General features: G+C 39.7%; 16 protein-coding genes and 1 tRNA gene. 12 read left to right on the top strand and 5 right to left on the bottom strand.

Annotated elements, in window-relative coordinates; genetic code table 11:
* Positions 1–67: 67 nt before the first annotated feature.
* From WAA86_RS06640 to WAA86_RS06620, 5 genes are all read left to right on the top strand, one after another.
* On the top strand, positions 68–727 hold the full coding sequence (locus WAA86_RS06640; RefSeq protein WP_337300208.1) for a hydrolase: 660 nt from the start codon (positions 68–70) through the stop codon (positions 725–727).
* A 128-nt stretch (positions 728–855) separates the two neighbouring features.
* Complete coding sequence (locus tag WAA86_RS06635) at positions 856–1269, top strand: GNAT family N-acetyltransferase (protein ID WP_337300207.1); 414 nt, start codon at positions 856–858, stop codon at positions 1267–1269.
* A 50-nt stretch (positions 1270–1319) separates the two neighbouring features.
* Positions 1320–1763, top strand: coding sequence for a VOC family protein (locus tag WAA86_RS06630; protein ID WP_337300206.1), 444 nt, complete (start codon positions 1320–1322; stop codon positions 1761–1763).
* Positions 1764–1809: 46 nt separating this feature from the next.
* Positions 1810–2808 carry a pirin family protein gene (locus tag WAA86_RS06625; protein ID WP_337300205.1) on the top strand — a complete coding sequence of 333 codons (999 nt, stop codon included), beginning with the start codon at positions 1810–1812 and terminating at the stop codon, positions 2806–2808.
* A 23-nt stretch (positions 2809–2831) separates the two neighbouring features.
* Positions 2832–3245, top strand: coding sequence for a hypothetical protein (locus tag WAA86_RS06620; RefSeq protein WP_337300204.1), 414 nt, complete (start codon positions 2832–2834; stop codon positions 3243–3245).
* 1 nt (position 3246) lies between these two features.
* Here the strand turns inward: WAA86_RS06620 and murA are convergent, their stop codons facing one another.
* The 3 genes from murA to WAA86_RS06605 form a co-directional block, all read right to left on the bottom strand.
* A complete protein-coding gene (gene murA, locus WAA86_RS06615) occupies positions 3247–4554 on the bottom strand; it encodes a UDP-N-acetylglucosamine 1-carboxyvinyltransferase (RefSeq protein ID WP_337300203.1) in 1308 nt (435 codons plus the stop codon).
* Positions 4555–4568: 14 nt separating this feature from the next.
* The gene (locus WAA86_RS06610; RefSeq protein WP_337300202.1) at positions 4569–5219 is read right to left on the bottom strand and encodes a DUF4290 domain-containing protein; all 651 of its coding nucleotides are present in this window, start codon (positions 5217–5219) and stop codon (positions 4569–4571) included.
* Between the two features lie 89 nt (positions 5220–5308).
* The gene (locus WAA86_RS06605) at positions 5309–5596 is read right to left on the bottom strand and encodes a DUF493 family protein (protein WP_337300201.1); all 288 of its coding nucleotides are present in this window, start codon (positions 5594–5596) and stop codon (positions 5309–5311) included.
* A gap of 87 nt (positions 5597–5683) precedes the next feature.
* On the opposite strand from WAA86_RS06605, the gene WAA86_RS06600 reads away from it, so the two are divergent.
* The 5 genes from WAA86_RS06600 to WAA86_RS06580 all read left to right on the top strand — a co-directional run bounded on the left by WAA86_RS06600 (position 5684) and on the right by WAA86_RS06580 (position 10175).
* Positions 5684–6223, top strand: coding sequence for an ATP-binding protein (locus WAA86_RS06600; protein ID WP_337300200.1), 540 nt, complete (start codon positions 5684–5686; stop codon positions 6221–6223).
* A gap of 2 nt (positions 6224–6225) precedes the next feature.
* Positions 6226–8121 carry a RecQ family ATP-dependent DNA helicase gene (locus tag WAA86_RS06595; RefSeq protein WP_337300199.1) on the top strand — a complete coding sequence of 632 codons (1896 nt, stop codon included), beginning with the start codon at positions 6226–6228 and terminating at the stop codon, positions 8119–8121.
* A 1-nt stretch (position 8122) separates the two neighbouring features.
* Positions 8123–9070 (top strand): methionyl-tRNA formyltransferase, encoded by a 948-nt coding sequence (gene fmt / locus WAA86_RS06590; protein WP_337300198.1) that lies wholly within the window; start codon positions 8123–8125, stop codon positions 9068–9070.
* A gap of 175 nt (positions 9071–9245) precedes the next feature.
* Complete coding sequence (locus tag WAA86_RS06585; protein ID WP_337300197.1) at positions 9246–9518, top strand: HU family DNA-binding protein; 273 nt, start codon at positions 9246–9248, stop codon at positions 9516–9518.
* Between the two features lie 96 nt (positions 9519–9614).
* Complete coding sequence (locus WAA86_RS06580) at positions 9615–10175, top strand: YqgE/AlgH family protein (RefSeq protein ID WP_337300196.1); 561 nt, start codon at positions 9615–9617, stop codon at positions 10173–10175.
* Here WAA86_RS06580 and WAA86_RS06575 read toward each other — a convergent pair.
* Together WAA86_RS06575 and WAA86_RS06570 are read right to left on the bottom strand one after the other, a co-directional pair.
* Positions 10172–11017: an aminotransferase class IV gene (locus WAA86_RS06575; RefSeq protein ID WP_337300195.1), complete on the bottom strand. Its 846-nt coding sequence runs from the start codon at positions 11015–11017 to the stop codon at positions 10172–10174. The genes WAA86_RS06580 and WAA86_RS06575 overlap by 4 nt on opposite strands.
* Before the next feature lie 55 nt (positions 11018–11072).
* Positions 11073–11456 (bottom strand): START-like domain-containing protein, encoded by a 384-nt coding sequence (locus WAA86_RS06570; RefSeq protein WP_337300194.1) that lies wholly within the window; start codon positions 11454–11456, stop codon positions 11073–11075.
* Positions 11457–11592: 136 nt separating this feature from the next.
* Between WAA86_RS06570 and WAA86_RS06565 the strand changes: the two genes are divergently transcribed.
* Together WAA86_RS06565 and WAA86_RS06560 are read left to right on the top strand one after the other, a co-directional pair.
* A tRNA-Met gene (locus WAA86_RS06565) sits at positions 11593–11666 on the top strand.
* 989 nt (positions 11667–12655) lie between these two features.
* Entirely contained in the window at positions 12656–14755 is a 2100-nt protein-coding gene (locus WAA86_RS06560; RefSeq protein WP_337300193.1) for an amino acid permease, read from the top strand.
* The last annotated feature ends 172 nt before the right edge of the window (positions 14756–14927 follow it).

Raw genomic sequence — 14927 nt, 5'->3', positions numbered from 1 at the left:
AATTCCTATTTTTAGATCTGAAAATGTCAAGTTATAAGGAACTATAAATCGTACCATCACAAAAGCCATGAGAGACATCCCTTCCTTTGGTAGTAAGCTCCGGAACAACATTGTTACCGTACCCGAATCTATTGAACAGTGTTCGGGCATCCGCGTCTTTGGACAGCTTTTAAAGTCTTTCCTTTTTTCAACCGATGTGGCCATCATACGAAACACCAATGCCAATGCTATTATTGCCGTGTATCCGTTTACACCTCAACCCATGATTGCCCACGCTTTGATCCTTGCGGCCGACAAACCTATTTTTTGTGGTGTGGGAGGCGGAATGACCACAGGAAAAAGGTCTTTGGAACTGGCCATGCAGGCAGAATACCAAGGAGCTTTGGGTGTGGTCCTCAATAAGCCTACCCCCAATGATCTTATTAAACGCCTAAAGGAGAAAATAGATATCCCGGTGACCATTACCGTTGTTTCTGAAAAGGACGATTTCAAAGGAAGAATTGAAGCCGGAGTGGACATCTTCAATGTTTCCGGAGCCGATAAAACAGACCAAATTGTAAATCGTATCAGGGAGTACAATGATCAGGTAGCCATTTTGGCCACTGGGGGAAAAGATGATGAAAGTATCTTAAGGGTTATTCAATGTGGGGCAAATGCCATATCCTATACCCCACCCTCCACCGGTGAACTCTTTAAAGAAATTATGACAAAGTATAGGCAAGAATAGGACAATCATTTATAAATCGGACTGACCTAAGAATTTTAAAAATAATGCCCTTACCTGCTTTTAATATCTCATCTTCATCTATTTAAACCGATCCAACAATTGATATTAAAGGAAAATACAATTTATAAATGGGTATTCATATAAAAATCATCCCAGCAAATGCTACCTGGAAATTGAGACAGGAGGTCATGTGGCCCAATAAACCTTTGGAGTACGTAAAATTGCCCGAAGATCTGGAAGGCAGACATTTTGGGCTATATGAGAACGAAAAACTTCTTTCAGTTGTTTCTTTATTCGTAAAAGAGGATATGGCACAGTTTAGGAAATTGGCCACTATGACGCAAGAACAGAACAAGGGATATGGTAGTCAGATTTTGGAGCATGTACTAAAGGAAGCACAAAAACAAGGCGTCAAGAGAATATGGTGCAATGCTAGAAAGGATAAAGTTGGTTTTTACCATAAATTTGGTCTGCAGGAGACGTCCATCACATTTAGAAAAGATCATATAGACTATGTGGTCATGGAAAAAACACTGCCATGAGCTTTGGTTATTTTGAGTATCTTGTATCCTCATAATACAACTTATATTTCATGAGATATTTTCCTTTATTGCTCCTCTTACTTTGCACTGCCACGATCAAGGCCCAAAGCTTTGATTTTGCCATTGACCATTCGTCCTTGATCGTGAACGATCTACAAAAAAGTGGTGATTTTTACGCCAACGTCCTACAACTAAAAGAAATTCCCCATCCTACCAATGATCCTGGATTCCGCTGGTTCAAAGTACATGGGAATACCCAGCTACACCTTATTTTAAAGGATACGGTGGTCATGAAAAAACACAAGTCCATGCATCTCTGCCTTTCTACCCAGAAATTGGATGAGTTTATCACCCATCTGAACAAAAATAATATTGAATATGAGGATTGGCCCGGAACCAAGAGCGCCATTACCCTAAGGGCCGATGGAGTGAAACAGATTTATCTCCGAGACCCCGAAGGATACTGGATAGAAATTAACGATGCCGCATATTAACAGTTTTGAATCTGCATATTTTACGCCTTATTTAAATTCTTCAATCATGAAAGACTCCATCAAAAACATGTACCCCTTGGGCTTCCCATGGCAAACACAGGATCCTTTTTTATTTTGTGTGTTCCATTTGGACCATTATCCCAAGGGCAATGAGGATATGGGACCTGCTGCTTCCCTTGCAGGAAGAAATCTAGGAAATGATTTTACCATAAAGGATGGATGGCGCATGTATCACGGACAGACCATCCCTGGTTTTCCTTATCATCCACATAGGGGGTTTGAGACCATTACCATTGTCAACAAGGGGTACTGTGACCATTCCGACTCTTTGGGCGCAGCGGGACGCTTTGGAGAGGGAGATGTTCAATGGATGACAGCGGGCAGAGGGGTACAACATTCCGAAATGTTCCCGTTACTTAAAACAGCGGAAGAAAACCCCTTGGAGCTATTCCAGATCTGGTTGAACCTGCCCAAATCCAATAAATTTGTGGACCCCCATTTTGCCATGTTATGGCATGAAGATATTCCCATGGTACAAAGCCATGGATCCAAGGTCAAGGTCATAGCTGGGAGCTTCAAAGGAAATGTAGCACCGAAACCCGCTCCCAATTCATGGGCTGCAGATCCAGAAAATGAGGTTGCGGTATGGAATATCCATTTGGAACCCAATTCCGAATTTGTATTGCCCCCCACTAGCAAAGCTGTAAATAGGAGCCTATATTTCTATGAAGGTGACCACTGCCTGGTGGGCGAAAAGGAAATTGCTTCCTCTCATGGAATCGATTTGCAATCGGACCAAGAAACAGTACTAAAAAGTAGCTCGAGCAAGGCTTCCTTTCTGATGCTTCAAGGAAAACCAATAGATGAACCGGTTGCCAAATATGGCCCCTTTGTAATGAATACGGACCAGGAGATACAACAGGCCATGCAAGAATACCAATTGACCCAATTTGGGGGATGGCCGTGGCCCTATCCAGATCATGTTCACCCCCGAGAAAAAGGCAGGTTTGCCCAATACCCTGATGGATCTATCGTTGAAAAATAAATTGTTTCAAGTTACATCTATAGATGATTGAAAATTTAAGAGTTTTAATTGATTTTGGCCTTGTCGTACTGATCTGGATGGTACAACTGGTGGTATATCCCAGTTTTAAATTCTTTGCTATTCCTGATCTGGTCAAATGGCACCACAAATACACGACGTGCATCGCCTACATTGTAATTCCCCTAATGCTCGGGCAGCTTATCATTAGTGGCATCCAAGTTTACCGGGCCCAATCCTTATATACTATTGGAAGTTTTATTGTTGTACTATCCCTTTGGGTCATTACCTTCTCCATTTTTGTGCCCTTACATCGAAAAATAGAATCCAACTCCTTCTTCCCGGAAGATCTACATCAACTGGAAAAAAGAAATTGGATTCGTACTATGTTATGGAATTTAATCTGTGTTTGGAGTATCCTGGAATGGATAAAACCCTAAATTACAACCTTACGATCTTGGCACCAATGGCCCTAAGACGTTCATCTATGTTTTCGTAACCCCTATCTATTTGCTCAATATTATGGATGGTAGAGGTTCCTTTCGCCGATAGCGCCGCTATCAACAGGGAAATTCCGGCCCTAATATCAGGTGACACCATGGTTGTTGCCTTCAAGGTCGACTTAAAATCGTGACCAATGATCGTTGCCCTATGCGGATCGCAAAGAATAATCTTTGCTCCCATATCTATCAGCTTATCCACGAAGAACAAACGGCTTTCGAACATCTTTTGATGTACCAATATTTCACCCTTTGCCTGGGTGGCCATCACCAAGATTATACTCAGCAAATCCGGTGTTAGACCAGGCCATGGGGCATCGGCTATGGTTAAAATGGATCCATCAATATAGTTCTGTATCTCGTACCCATCTTTATGGGCTGGAATGTAAATATCGTCTCCCTTGCGGTCCAAGGTAATCCCAAGTTTTCTAAAAACGGTAGGGATCTGGCCCAGATCGTCCCAACTTACATTTTTTATGGTCAGTTCACTACGGGTCATGGCAGCAAGACCAATCCAGCTTCCAATCTCAATCATATCGGGCAACATGGTATGCTCCGTCCCACCCAATTTTTCTACTCCTTGAATTTTCAACAAATTGGAGCCCACTCCTGTGATCTTTGCCCCCATCCTGTTGAGCATTTTGCACAACTGTTGTAAATAAGGCTCGCAGGCTGCATTGTAAATGGTGGTTTCCCCTTCTGCCAATACGGCTGCCATTAGGATATTGGCCGTTCCAGTAACAGAAGCCTCATCCAAAAGCATATAAGTGCCTTTTAATTTTTTCGCCTCTACCCCATAGAACAACTCTTCCTTGTTGTACCTAAATTTTGCTCCCAGTTTTATCAACCCCTCGAAATGGGTATCCAAACGACGACGACCTATTTTGTCCCCTCCGGGTTTTGGGATATACCCTTTTCCAAAACGAGCCAATAAAGGCCCTACCAACATGATGGAGCCCCTAAGACCCCTACCGTCCTTTTTGAACTGGTCGGATTGGAGGTATTCCAAATTCACATCATCGGCCTTAAAGGTAAAGGATCCTTTGCCTTTCTTTTGGATCTTGACCCCAAGGTCCTCCAAAAGGGAAATCAGTTTATTGACATCTACAATGTCGGGTATGTTGTTGATTGTAACGCTTTCTGGAGTCAATAGAACGGCACATAAAATTTGTAGTGCCTCATTTTTTGCTCCTTGTGGTGTAATCTCACCATGTAGTTGGTGTCCACCTTCAATCCTAAATGTTCCCATTTACGTTGAAAATATTAATATCGCTTTTTACCGCGGTTAGTACTGCTTCTTTGGTTCTTCTTGGAACTGCTGCTCCTTGGGGTTTTGGCAACCCTGTTCTTAAGGAACTGTCCACTTTCTGTGAGGTTTTCACCCTTTAGATCGATCTGTCCGTTGCTCAGTTCATACAAATGATTGAATATGGCACTATCATCTACCACGTCTTTGTTCCAGTTCAGGTAACATTTTTTCATGTGGTTGGCAATGGCATATTCAAGACCGTCACGCATGTCGCCCTTTTCCCATTTCACGGCCACATCGATCATTCTTTTGATGTTGTTCCCATAAAAACGGTATTTCGGAAAATTTTGTGGATAGGCAAGAGGATCCGGCTTCTTCTGAAGGATCTCTTTACTTGTAATGGGATACGGTGAATCCACATCCAACTTAAAATCGGACATGATAAACAGTTGGTCCCATAATTTGTGCTGAAAGTCCGGAACATCCCTCAAATGCGGCTGAATATTACCCATGACACTGATGATGGCCTTGGCAATCCTATTGCGTTCCGATCTATCTTCGATGGTCATGGCATGGTCCACCATTTTTTGGAAATGTCTTCCGTACTCAGGAATAATGAGCTGTGGGCGCTCAGTATTGTACTCTATGTTTTCTACTAGATTCAAATTAAAAGAATTTGCTTAAATAAATAATAATAAGTGAAGTAAACTTATAAGGACTGCAAATTAACAAAAATATGGTACAATTACTATTATTAAAGTGATATAACCCCTTTGACCTTCCCTACTTCCTTATATTTTTCGATGACCGCATCGGCATTTTTGAGATTTACAGTAATCGATAAACTGGTGTATTTCCCTTTTTTGGATTGTTTGGACTCTATGACCGCACCCGTATTATCAAAGATCTTATGGATTTGGACAATACGTTCCTGATCAGTGGGAACAATAAATTTATAGAGGTAATTGGAAGGCCATGTGCTGGTTTCTTCCAATTGGGTTTTTAGCTTTCTGTAAAATTCTTCCGATTTTTCAGGATCCATATAATTCTTTTTGCAAATATAAAGTAACCGCTGCAATTTTTTACTCTAGTAGCTATTTCATTAACTTTGCCGCATAAAACATTTTTATTGGAGCCAAAAAAAATTGTTATCACAGGAGGTCCTAGTACCGGAAAAACATCGATTGTAGAAAAAATAGAATTGATGGGGCTGCCCTGTATTCATGAAATATCCAGAAGTGTCACCCTGGAAGCCAGGGAACAGGGCATTGAACAACTGTTTGTGACAGACCCCCTATTGTTCAGCAAAAAAATCACCGAAGGCAGAATCAACCAGTTTCACGAGGCATCAAAAATGAAGGCCGAGCACGTTTTTATGGATCGTGGACTACCCGATGTTGTGGCCTATTTGGACTGTTTTGACCAAAGTTATGACCACAGCTATATTGAAGCCTGTGAAAAGTATATTTATGATACGGTATTTCTTTTGCCCCCTTGGAAGGAAATCTATGCGACAGACGGGGAACGGTATGAAAATTATGATGAGGCCCTTCGAATCCATGATTGCTTGGAGGCCAGCTATGAAAAATATGGCTACAACACTATTCACGTGCCCAAGGGTTCGGTGGAAGAAAGGTTGTCCTTTATTCTCAACAAAGTAAAAATTTAATAGTGATCAAGGACCCTCAGGAAATATTAAAAAAATATTGGGGCTTTTCCCAATTTAGAGGGTCACAGGAACAAATTATTGAGACCGTGATCCAAGGAAGGGATGTTCTGGCCCTCCTTCCAACCGGTGGTGGAAAATCACTGTGCTATCAGGTCCCTGCCATGGCAAAGGACGGACTCTGCATTGTGGTATCTCCATTGATCGCTTTGATCCAAAATCAGGTAGATGCCCTAAAAAACAAGGGGATCAAGGCCCTCTCCTTAACTGGAGGTATTTCTTTCGATGAAGTGATAGACCTTTTGGACAATTGTATGTTTGGCAATTACAAGTTCCTGTACCTCTCACCGGAACGTTTGCAACAAGAACTTGTACAAGAACGGATTCAAAGGATGAATGTAAACCTTATCGCTATTGATGAGGCACATTGTATCTCACAATGGGGGAACGACTTTAGACCAGCCTATCTCAATTGCAATGTACTTCGCGAACTGTTACCGGAAGTCCCGATAATTGCCCTTACCGCTACCGCAACACCAAAAGTGGCTCAAGATATTACGGAAAACCTACAATTATCAGCGGCTGCAGTTTTCAAAGATTCGTTTTCCAGGGACAACATTTCTTTTCAGGTGAATTGGAATGAGGACAAAAAGTTCCAATTAAAAAAATTATGCCAAGGCCTGCAAAAAAGCGCCATAGTCTATGTGAGAACAAGAAGGTCTGCCCAAGAACTGTCGGACCTCCTGAATTCCGATCAATGTGCCACTACCTTTTTCCATGGTGGCATTCCCAAAAAGGAAAAAACGAAGCGGCTCCAATTATGGTTGGAGAACAAGGTACAGGTCATGGTAGCCACCAATGCATTTGGAATGGGTATAGACAAGCCCGATGTGGAACTAGTGGTACACTATCAAATACCTGATAGCTTGGAAAACTATTTTCAAGAGGCCGGAAGGGCCGGAAGGGATGGTGCACCTGCCAAGGCTGTGATGATTCTTAACAAAGCGGATGAAACCCAGGTAAAACAGCAATTTTTGAGCGTTCTACCGGATGTTGAATTCCTAAAACTTTTGTATCGAAAATTAAACAACTATTTCCAAATTTCCTATGGTGAAAGTACCGCTGAGACGTTTCAGTTTCATTTCAATAGATTTTGTGACACCTATAAATTAAATACCTCTTTGACCTATAACGGGCTTCGGATCTTGGATCAAAATTCGGTGATTTCCCTTTCAGAGTCATTCGCCAAAAAGGTCACACTTCAATTTATAGCCACCAAAGCACAGGTATTTTACTATTTGGAGACCCACAAGTCTATTGCCCAACTGATCCAAACCATATTGAGGACATATGGGGGCATTTTTGAACATCCAACCAAAATCAATCCCATACTAATATCCAAAAAAACCAATATCCCAGAGGAACGAATCCTTCAAGCGCTTGAAGAAATGCATACGGATGGCATTGTTGATTATAAGGCACAGAGCAGCGATCTGGAAATAATTTTTCTGGCCCCACGGGAAGATGATCGGACCATTAATATTTTCGCGAGAAAAGTTAAGGAACAGCAACAGGTCAAAATCAATAATATTGAAAGTATGTTGTCCTATATCAACAATGATAAGGTTTGTAGGAGCAAACAATTACTACATTATTTTGGAGAAGAAAGGAAAGCCTGCGGTATTTGTGATGTGTGCCTGAGCAAAAACAAGATAGATTCGGATATACAAAATTTAGTGGTGGACGATATTCTAAAAATATTGCGCAAAGGCGATCAGTCCTCAAAAAACCTAACCTTGGCACTGACCTATAGGGAAGAAACCATTTTGATCGTATTACAGGGCCTATTGGAAGATGGACGCATAGCCATCACCACAAAAAACGAATATAAAATAGTATAACATGAAAGATTTACGAATCGTATTTATGGGAACCCCAGATTTTGCCGTTGCCATTTTGGACAAGCTTGTCCAAAACTCTTGCCATGTGGTCGGAGTGATCACAGCTCCCGATAAGCCTGCAGGACGTGGAAGAAATTTGCAGGAATCAGCGGTCAAACAATACGCTTTGAAACATGATCTGCCCGTTCTACAACCAACAAATCTAAAGAACGAGGATTTTTTAAAAGAACTGCGAGCCCTTGAAGCCAATCTACAGATCATTGTAGCCTTTCGTATGCTGCCTAGAGTCGTTTGGGAAATGCCAGAATTTGGCACTTTTAACCTTCATGCCTCCCTGCTGCCCCATTACCGTGGAGCTGCTCCGATCAATTGGGCTATTATCAACGGAGAAACAGAAACAGGGGTCAGCACCTTTTTTATCGATGACAAAATTGATACGGGAGAGATCATATTGCAGGAAGCAACCACTATTGGTCCGGAGGAATCAGCTGGGGACCTGCACGACAAATTGATGCACCTTGGGGCCGATCTAGTTTTAAAAACCGTTGAGCTCGTCAAGTCAGGAGAAGTAAAGACCATCAAACAACCACAGACGGGAGAGCTAAAATTGGCCCATAAAATTCACAAAGAGACCTGTGAAATCAATTGGTCCTTACCCATAGCCGATATCTACAACCACATCAGGGGCCTGAGCCCATATCCTGCCGCATGGACCACCTTGTACAACGGTGATGAGGAACTCTTCTTAAAGATATATGCAGCTGAAAAAGAGGAAGAATCGCATTCACAGGAAACGGGTAGCTTGGTATTGGATAAAAAAACCATTAAAGTGGCCGTTGACGGAGGCTTTTTAAAGCTTATGGAAATTCAATTGCCCGGAAAACGAAAAATGGCCACCCAGGATGTTTTAAATGGCCTTAATTTGTCAAAAAACGCTTATGTGCGCTAAAGCCTTGCTATCAAAGGGCTGAAAGAAATGTAGAAAAAACCCTACTTTATCAACAAACCCCCGAAGTTATCAACAAAATAGGGTATTTCCCTTGATTTTACTTGCGTTAACGACAAATCCGTATAAATTTGTTAGAGTATAAAATTATTTTAACAACAATTAATTTAATTCAATTATGAACAAAACAGAATTAATCGATGCAATGGCAGCAGACGCTGGCATCACAAAAGCAGCAGCAAAGAAAGCTTTAGAATCTTTTTTAGGAAATGTTGAAGGATCTCTTAAAAAAGGTGGAAGAGTTTCTTTAGTTGGTTTCGGATCTTGGTCTGTATCTAAAAGAGAAGCTAGAGAAGGTAGAAATCCACAAACTGGAAAAACTATCCAAATTGCAGCTAAAAACGTTGTGAAGTTTAAGGCAGGTGCTGAATTGGCAGGTGCAGTAAACTAATTTATATTTTATAAATTTGAAAAAGGCACTCCTAAAATGGGGTGCCTTTTTGTTTTTAAGAAGATTTGTCTTATTTTTAGTAAAAACCATTGTGTCATGGTCAGCATTAAACCAAAAAAAGGAAAACTTTTAATTGCAGAACCAACACTTACAGGCGATGTTTCTTTTAACAGGTCCGTAGTCTTGATCGCGGAACACAATGAAGAGGGCTCCGTAGGGTTTATACTCAACAAGCCTTTAATGTACAGCATCAATGAATTGGTCACTGAAATCAGCGTACCCTTTCAGGTATATAACGGTGGTCCCGTAGAGCAGGACAACTTGTACTTCATTCACAAGGTACCACATTTGATAGCTGACAGTATTGAGATTTCCCATGGCATCTATTGGGGAGGCAACTTCGAAAATATAGTGGATCTCATTAATAAAGGCCTTATTACCGAAAAGGATATCAGGTTCTTTTTGGGTTACTCCGGATGGAATTCCCTACAATTGGATCAAGAGCTCAACTCCAAATCATGGGTGGTCGTGCACAATAAATACAAAAGTGACATCATCCACAAATCTGCCAATACATTTTGGAAGGAAAAGATGATTGAACTGGGCGGGGAATACGTCCTATGGTCCAATTTTCCGGAAAACCCGAACCTCAATTAGCCCAACCTAGCGGCAGCATTCAATTTCCCCAACAAATCCGAAGCAACCTTGGTTTCAAAGTCCTTTTTTCGGTACTTGGTAATAGGTTGAATCCCAACAATGGCATTGGTAATAAATAATTCATCGGCCTTTTGAAGATCAAATGGGGAAATAGACACTTCTTCCAGGGTATAGGCCTCCAATTTGCCCAACATTTCAATCAGTTTCTTTCTAATAATGCCATTTAGGCAACCATCTTTTTTGGGAGGGGTCTTGATCGTATTGCCCTTGACCAAGAACAAATTGCCGTTTAGGGCCTCTACCACTTGTTTCTGATTATTGAGCAACAGACAATTCTGGTACCCATTTTCCTTGGCATAAATACTGCCTACGATATTAATGGCCTTGTTGTTCGATTTCAATGTTGAGAGCATGTCAGGGTTAACATAAAAATCCTTGAACAACTCCACAACATAGTCCTGCTGGTCCATCATATAGAAGGGCGACTCCAATTGCCCTACCTCTATGATATAGGAAATTTCATTGGTTGCTGGCAAATAATACCCTCCATTGTTCCTAAAAACGGACAAGCGAACCCTAGCAGGTGCATTTTCCAATCCGTTGGAGGCTATGGTAAGCATCAGTTGTTCCTCCAAAAATTCCATGGTAAAGTTCATCGGTATTTCCATGCGCATAATTCGCATAGAGGCCATAAGACGAAGATAATGGTCTTCCCAAAAGAAAACCTTACCATTGACCACTCTAATGGTTTCAAAAAGTCCGTCCCCATATCTCAATCCCCTGTTTTCGTGGTTGAGAAAAAATGTGTCTTTGGATAGAATGTCACCGTTAAAATTAACCATAAAAAAAGCCTTGAAAATTCAAGGCGCAAAGATACCGATTTATAGCCTAAAAGTTTTAGGAAGATCCCAAAACTTGCTTTAAACTGGAGATTTGGTTTTCCCAAAGCATCTTGGCTTCGTCTACCTCATCCTCGTCAGCAAAATCTGTAATGAAGAGAGAAACATCGGAAGTTATTTCATCCACAATGATCCTCATTTCAAAATAGGTATCCTCTTCTCCTTCGTTCCAAGCAAATCGTACAAATTCATCACTCTTTCGCTTCAATAATTTAGCTTCCTCTTCTGCCCCATCCCATATAAAGGTAAAGCGTTCCCCTCTTGAGTTTACGTTATCTGCGAACCATTCTGATAAGCCGGAAGGAGTGGAAATATATTGGTATAATAAGGGTTGAGATGATTGTATCACAAACTCAACTTCAAACTTCACTTTATCGCTCATTCTATATAATGTTTTCGTCGGACAATATATATATTTCTACATGATAAAAAAATAATTGCCCAATATTATTTTTTCCTTTTGAATTTTGATTGGGAAGAAATTTAACTCTATATTTGCACCCGCTTAAAACGGCAATGGCGAGGTAGCTCAGTTGGTTAGAGCGTCGGATTCATAACCCGGAGGTCGGGGGATCGTGCCCCCCTCTCGCTACATTAATAAAATGTACCAAAGACAACGGTTTAGTTCACTCTAAACCGTTTTTTTTATGGCTTTATTTTTAGAAGCAATTACGATTGGATGGTTAGGGTTTTTCATTTTAGAACCATTGGTTGCGATTCTATGGATTATGAATTTTCTATTTATCGGGAATTTAATTTTTAACCATCTGATTTTGAACACGAAAATTGGATTATCGATTTTGGCTATTTAGAGGTTGAATACGCATAAAAAAAACGGTTGCCAGCAATATGTATAATTATTGACAGGCGGATTTCTTAAAATGAAATCCTTGCTAACAATTATTTTAGGACCTGACGTTTAAAAATACAGACTTTACTAAAAATAATTACTGAATTTTGAGATTAAGGAATAAAAACGTACCCCATTACTTCTCTAACAACAGCTTATCTGCAAAATAATTCAACATTGTTTAGACTTCTTTGGCATCATTTTATTTACCAGATACATCAGTCAGGCGAGGTATTGATCTAAAAAAAAGAATAATTAATATCCATTATTCAGAATAAGACACGTAAGTTTTACTATTTATTCTGATGGGAATACTATCATTAAAATGGCATTACTATAATTAGTATTAACGTTTATCAAATTCAATCAATGAAGCTCAAACCTTTTCAAGCTTGAAGTGACAAACAAATTAATTATTATGAAATTATTTAATAATATCATGGTCGCATTTGACTCTAGTAAATCTTCAAATGTTATTTTAAAAAATTCCATAAAATCTGAAAAAGCATTTCAATTAAAAATAACCCTTATCTTTATTTAACCCGATGATATTGATAATTAGTAGGTTAGTCCTCTATTAAAATGGTGCAACAGCATAGCCACAAGAATTAAATGATTATCATAATAGTGAAGTCATTAAAATTGGAACCCCAGTTATGACAAGGTATAAATACTCCACTTTTGGGGTTGCCTGAAGTATAAGCAGACATATATACGACTAGAAGAAAGCTATGAAACTAAAAAAAGAACTAGGATTGTTTGACGTTTTCGCTTTAAGTACGGGAGCTATGTTTAGTTCTGGCTTTTTTCTATTGCCGGGGCTGGCCGCTTATCATACCGGACCATCGGTGATTTTGGCATATTTTCTTGCCGGAATTTTAATAATGCCGGCAATGTTTAGTGTTGCCGAAATATCCACTGCCTTGCCACGCTCTGGCGGAGCTTACTTCTTTCTTGATCGAAGTCTGGGACCGTTGATGGGGACGATTGGCGGATTCGGAACATATATAGCCCTTCTTTTAAAAACAGCATTTGCGCTTGTTGGAATTGGCGCTTATGGTTCCATATTTTGGGATATCCCAATAAAAGAAACCGCAGTAATTTTTGCCATAATATTTTCTATTCTGAATATATTCGGAGCGCGAAAATCTTCCGGTATTCAAAAAATATTAGTGATTGTGTTACTTTTAGTTCTAGGGGCATTTATCGCGGATGGTTTTTGGAATATTTTGTCAGGAACTAAATCCTCCTTAGGATTTGACAAGTACAATTATAATCCATTTTTTACCGGTGGAGTCAATGGCCTAATTTTTACAACTGGTTTCGTTTTTGTTTCTTATTTAGGGCTTACACAAATAGCCAGTGTTGCCGAAGAAATTAAAAACCCGGAACGGAATATACCCTTAGGAATGGCCTTGTCGCTATTGGTAACCGGTTTGATCTATGTGTTTGGTGTGTTTGTTATGGTAAGTGTTATTGGTAATGAAGCACTTTCACAAGACCTTTCGCCTGCTGCTACTGCAGCGCAGCAGTTATTCAGTTGGTTACCGCCAAAAACAGGTTTGTATATTATTGTAATAGCTGCTTTATTTGCCTTTGCTTCTACGGGAAATGCAGGTATTCTTGCCACTTCGCGCTATCCTCTAGCCATGGCTAGGGACAAATTATTTTCTGAAAAATTTAGCATGATCAGTCGCTGGGGAACCCCCGTTCCTGCAATTCTCCTTACCACAGGATTAATTATAATGTTTATTATCATCCTTTCCGAAGAGGGCATTGTTAAACTCGCAAGTACATTTCAATTGTTCATATTCATGGCTATAAACTTTTCTGTCATCGTTTTTCGAAATAGTAAAATAGCTTCATACGATCCCGGCTATCGTTCGCCCCTTTATCCATGGATGCAAATATTCGGTATTATTTCTTCGCTGGCTCTAATGTTTTTTATGGGATGGGGAGCGCTAGCATTTACTTTAATTACCATTATTCTTGCATACTTGTGGTATATATTTTTCTTTCGATCCAAAGTAAAAAGAGAAGGAGCTATTTATCACTGGTTTGCTTTGTTGGGCAAACATCAGCACGATGAACTAGAAAATGAGTTTATGATGATTTTGCGTGAGAAAGGATTGCGCCAGGATGATCCGTTCAACCAGACAATTGTTCGTTCACAAATACATTTTATCGATAATGCTATATTTGAAGATTTGGTACAAGATGTAGCCAATTCCATTGCTCTGGAAATAAATGTTGATGGTAATAGTCTATATGAAGAATTCCTAAAAACAACTCCTATAGATCCTGCTTTGGTAATTCCCGAAGTTTCTCTCCTTTATGCAAAAAAACCGGATATAATCCATCCGGTACTCCATATTGTATTGTGTGAAGAAAGCATTGAAAAACCAGTTGAAAAACATGGGATTTTGATCAAGGAAAAAATAAAAATATTTTTTTTCCTGGTAAACGATGAGAATAACCCAAAACAGCAGCTTCGCATGTTATCAAGTATAATTGATATTGCAGAACGCGACTACTTTATTAAAGATGTTTTCTCTTTAAAATCAGCAAAGGAAATTATAGAGTATCTTTTGCATGACAAGCGATATATAACTTTCCCATTAAGCAAAAATGAACCGTCCAATATTTTCATTAATAAAAAACTTATGGAAGCAATACTGCCCCAGGATGTATTGGTTGTATTAGTAGACAGGGATGGCAGTTCTTTTACTCCAAAAGGAAAGACCGTGTTTCTTGAAAACGATGTGCTAACAATTATTGGTGAACCCAGGTCAATCAATAAACTTTACGATCAATTCATCCTACCAAAGTAGGACAAAATGTTGAAACCATAATACAGCCAAACCACCACAATTTGTACGCCATAATGACCCATTCTGAAATTAACAATACAAAAAATCAGACCTGCTGATATAATTATTTATTGATCAAAGTGAACATGAAAGTGATCACGTTTTTGTACACGATTTTATAAAATAGCTCTTG

The sequence above is a fragment of the Sediminicola sp. 1XM1-17 genome, assembly GCF_037203765.1.
Taxonomy (GTDB): domain Bacteria; phylum Bacteroidota; class Bacteroidia; order Flavobacteriales; family Flavobacteriaceae; genus Sediminicola.
This window is presented reverse-complemented; position numbering and strand designations above follow the sequence as displayed.

Excerpts from the sequence above, each read along its gene's own strand:
- WAA86_RS06635 (WP_337300207.1), top strand. The coding sequence starts at position 856 with ATGGGTATTCATATAAAAATCATCCCAGCAAATGCTACCTGGAAATTG.
- WAA86_RS06580 (WP_337300196.1), top strand. The coding sequence starts at position 9,615 with ATGGTCAGCATTAAACCAAAAAAAGGAAAACTTTTAATTGCAGAACCA.
- WAA86_RS06560 (WP_337300193.1), top strand. The coding sequence starts at position 12,656 with ATGAAACTAAAAAAAGAACTAGGATTGTTTGACGTTTTCGCTTTAAGT.
- WAA86_RS06570 (WP_337300194.1), bottom strand. The coding sequence starts at position 11,456 with ATGAGCGATAAAGTGAAGTTTGAAGTTGAGTTTGTGATACAATCATCT.
- WAA86_RS06620 (WP_337300204.1), top strand. The coding sequence starts at position 2,832 with ATGATTGAAAATTTAAGAGTTTTAATTGATTTTGGCCTTGTCGTACTG.
- WAA86_RS06625 (WP_337300205.1), top strand. The coding sequence starts at position 1,810 with ATGAAAGACTCCATCAAAAACATGTACCCCTTGGGCTTCCCATGGCAA.
- WAA86_RS06605 (WP_337300201.1), bottom strand. The coding sequence starts at position 5,596 with ATGGATCCTGAAAAATCGGAAGAATTTTACAGAAAGCTAAAAACCCAA.
- murA (WP_337300203.1), bottom strand. The coding sequence starts at position 4,554 with ATGGGAACATTTAGGATTGAAGGTGGACACCAACTACATGGTGAGATT.
- WAA86_RS06640 (WP_337300208.1), top strand. The coding sequence starts at position 68 with ATGAGAGACATCCCTTCCTTTGGTAGTAAGCTCCGGAACAACATTGTT.
- fmt (WP_337300198.1), top strand. The coding sequence starts at position 8,123 with ATGAAAGATTTACGAATCGTATTTATGGGAACCCCAGATTTTGCCGTT.
- WAA86_RS06575 (WP_337300195.1), bottom strand. The coding sequence starts at position 11,017 with ATGGTTAATTTTAACGGTGACATTCTATCCAAAGACACATTTTTTCTC.
- WAA86_RS06585 (WP_337300197.1), top strand. The coding sequence starts at position 9,246 with ATGAACAAAACAGAATTAATCGATGCAATGGCAGCAGACGCTGGCATC.
- WAA86_RS06630 (WP_337300206.1), top strand. The coding sequence starts at position 1,320 with ATGAGATATTTTCCTTTATTGCTCCTCTTACTTTGCACTGCCACGATC.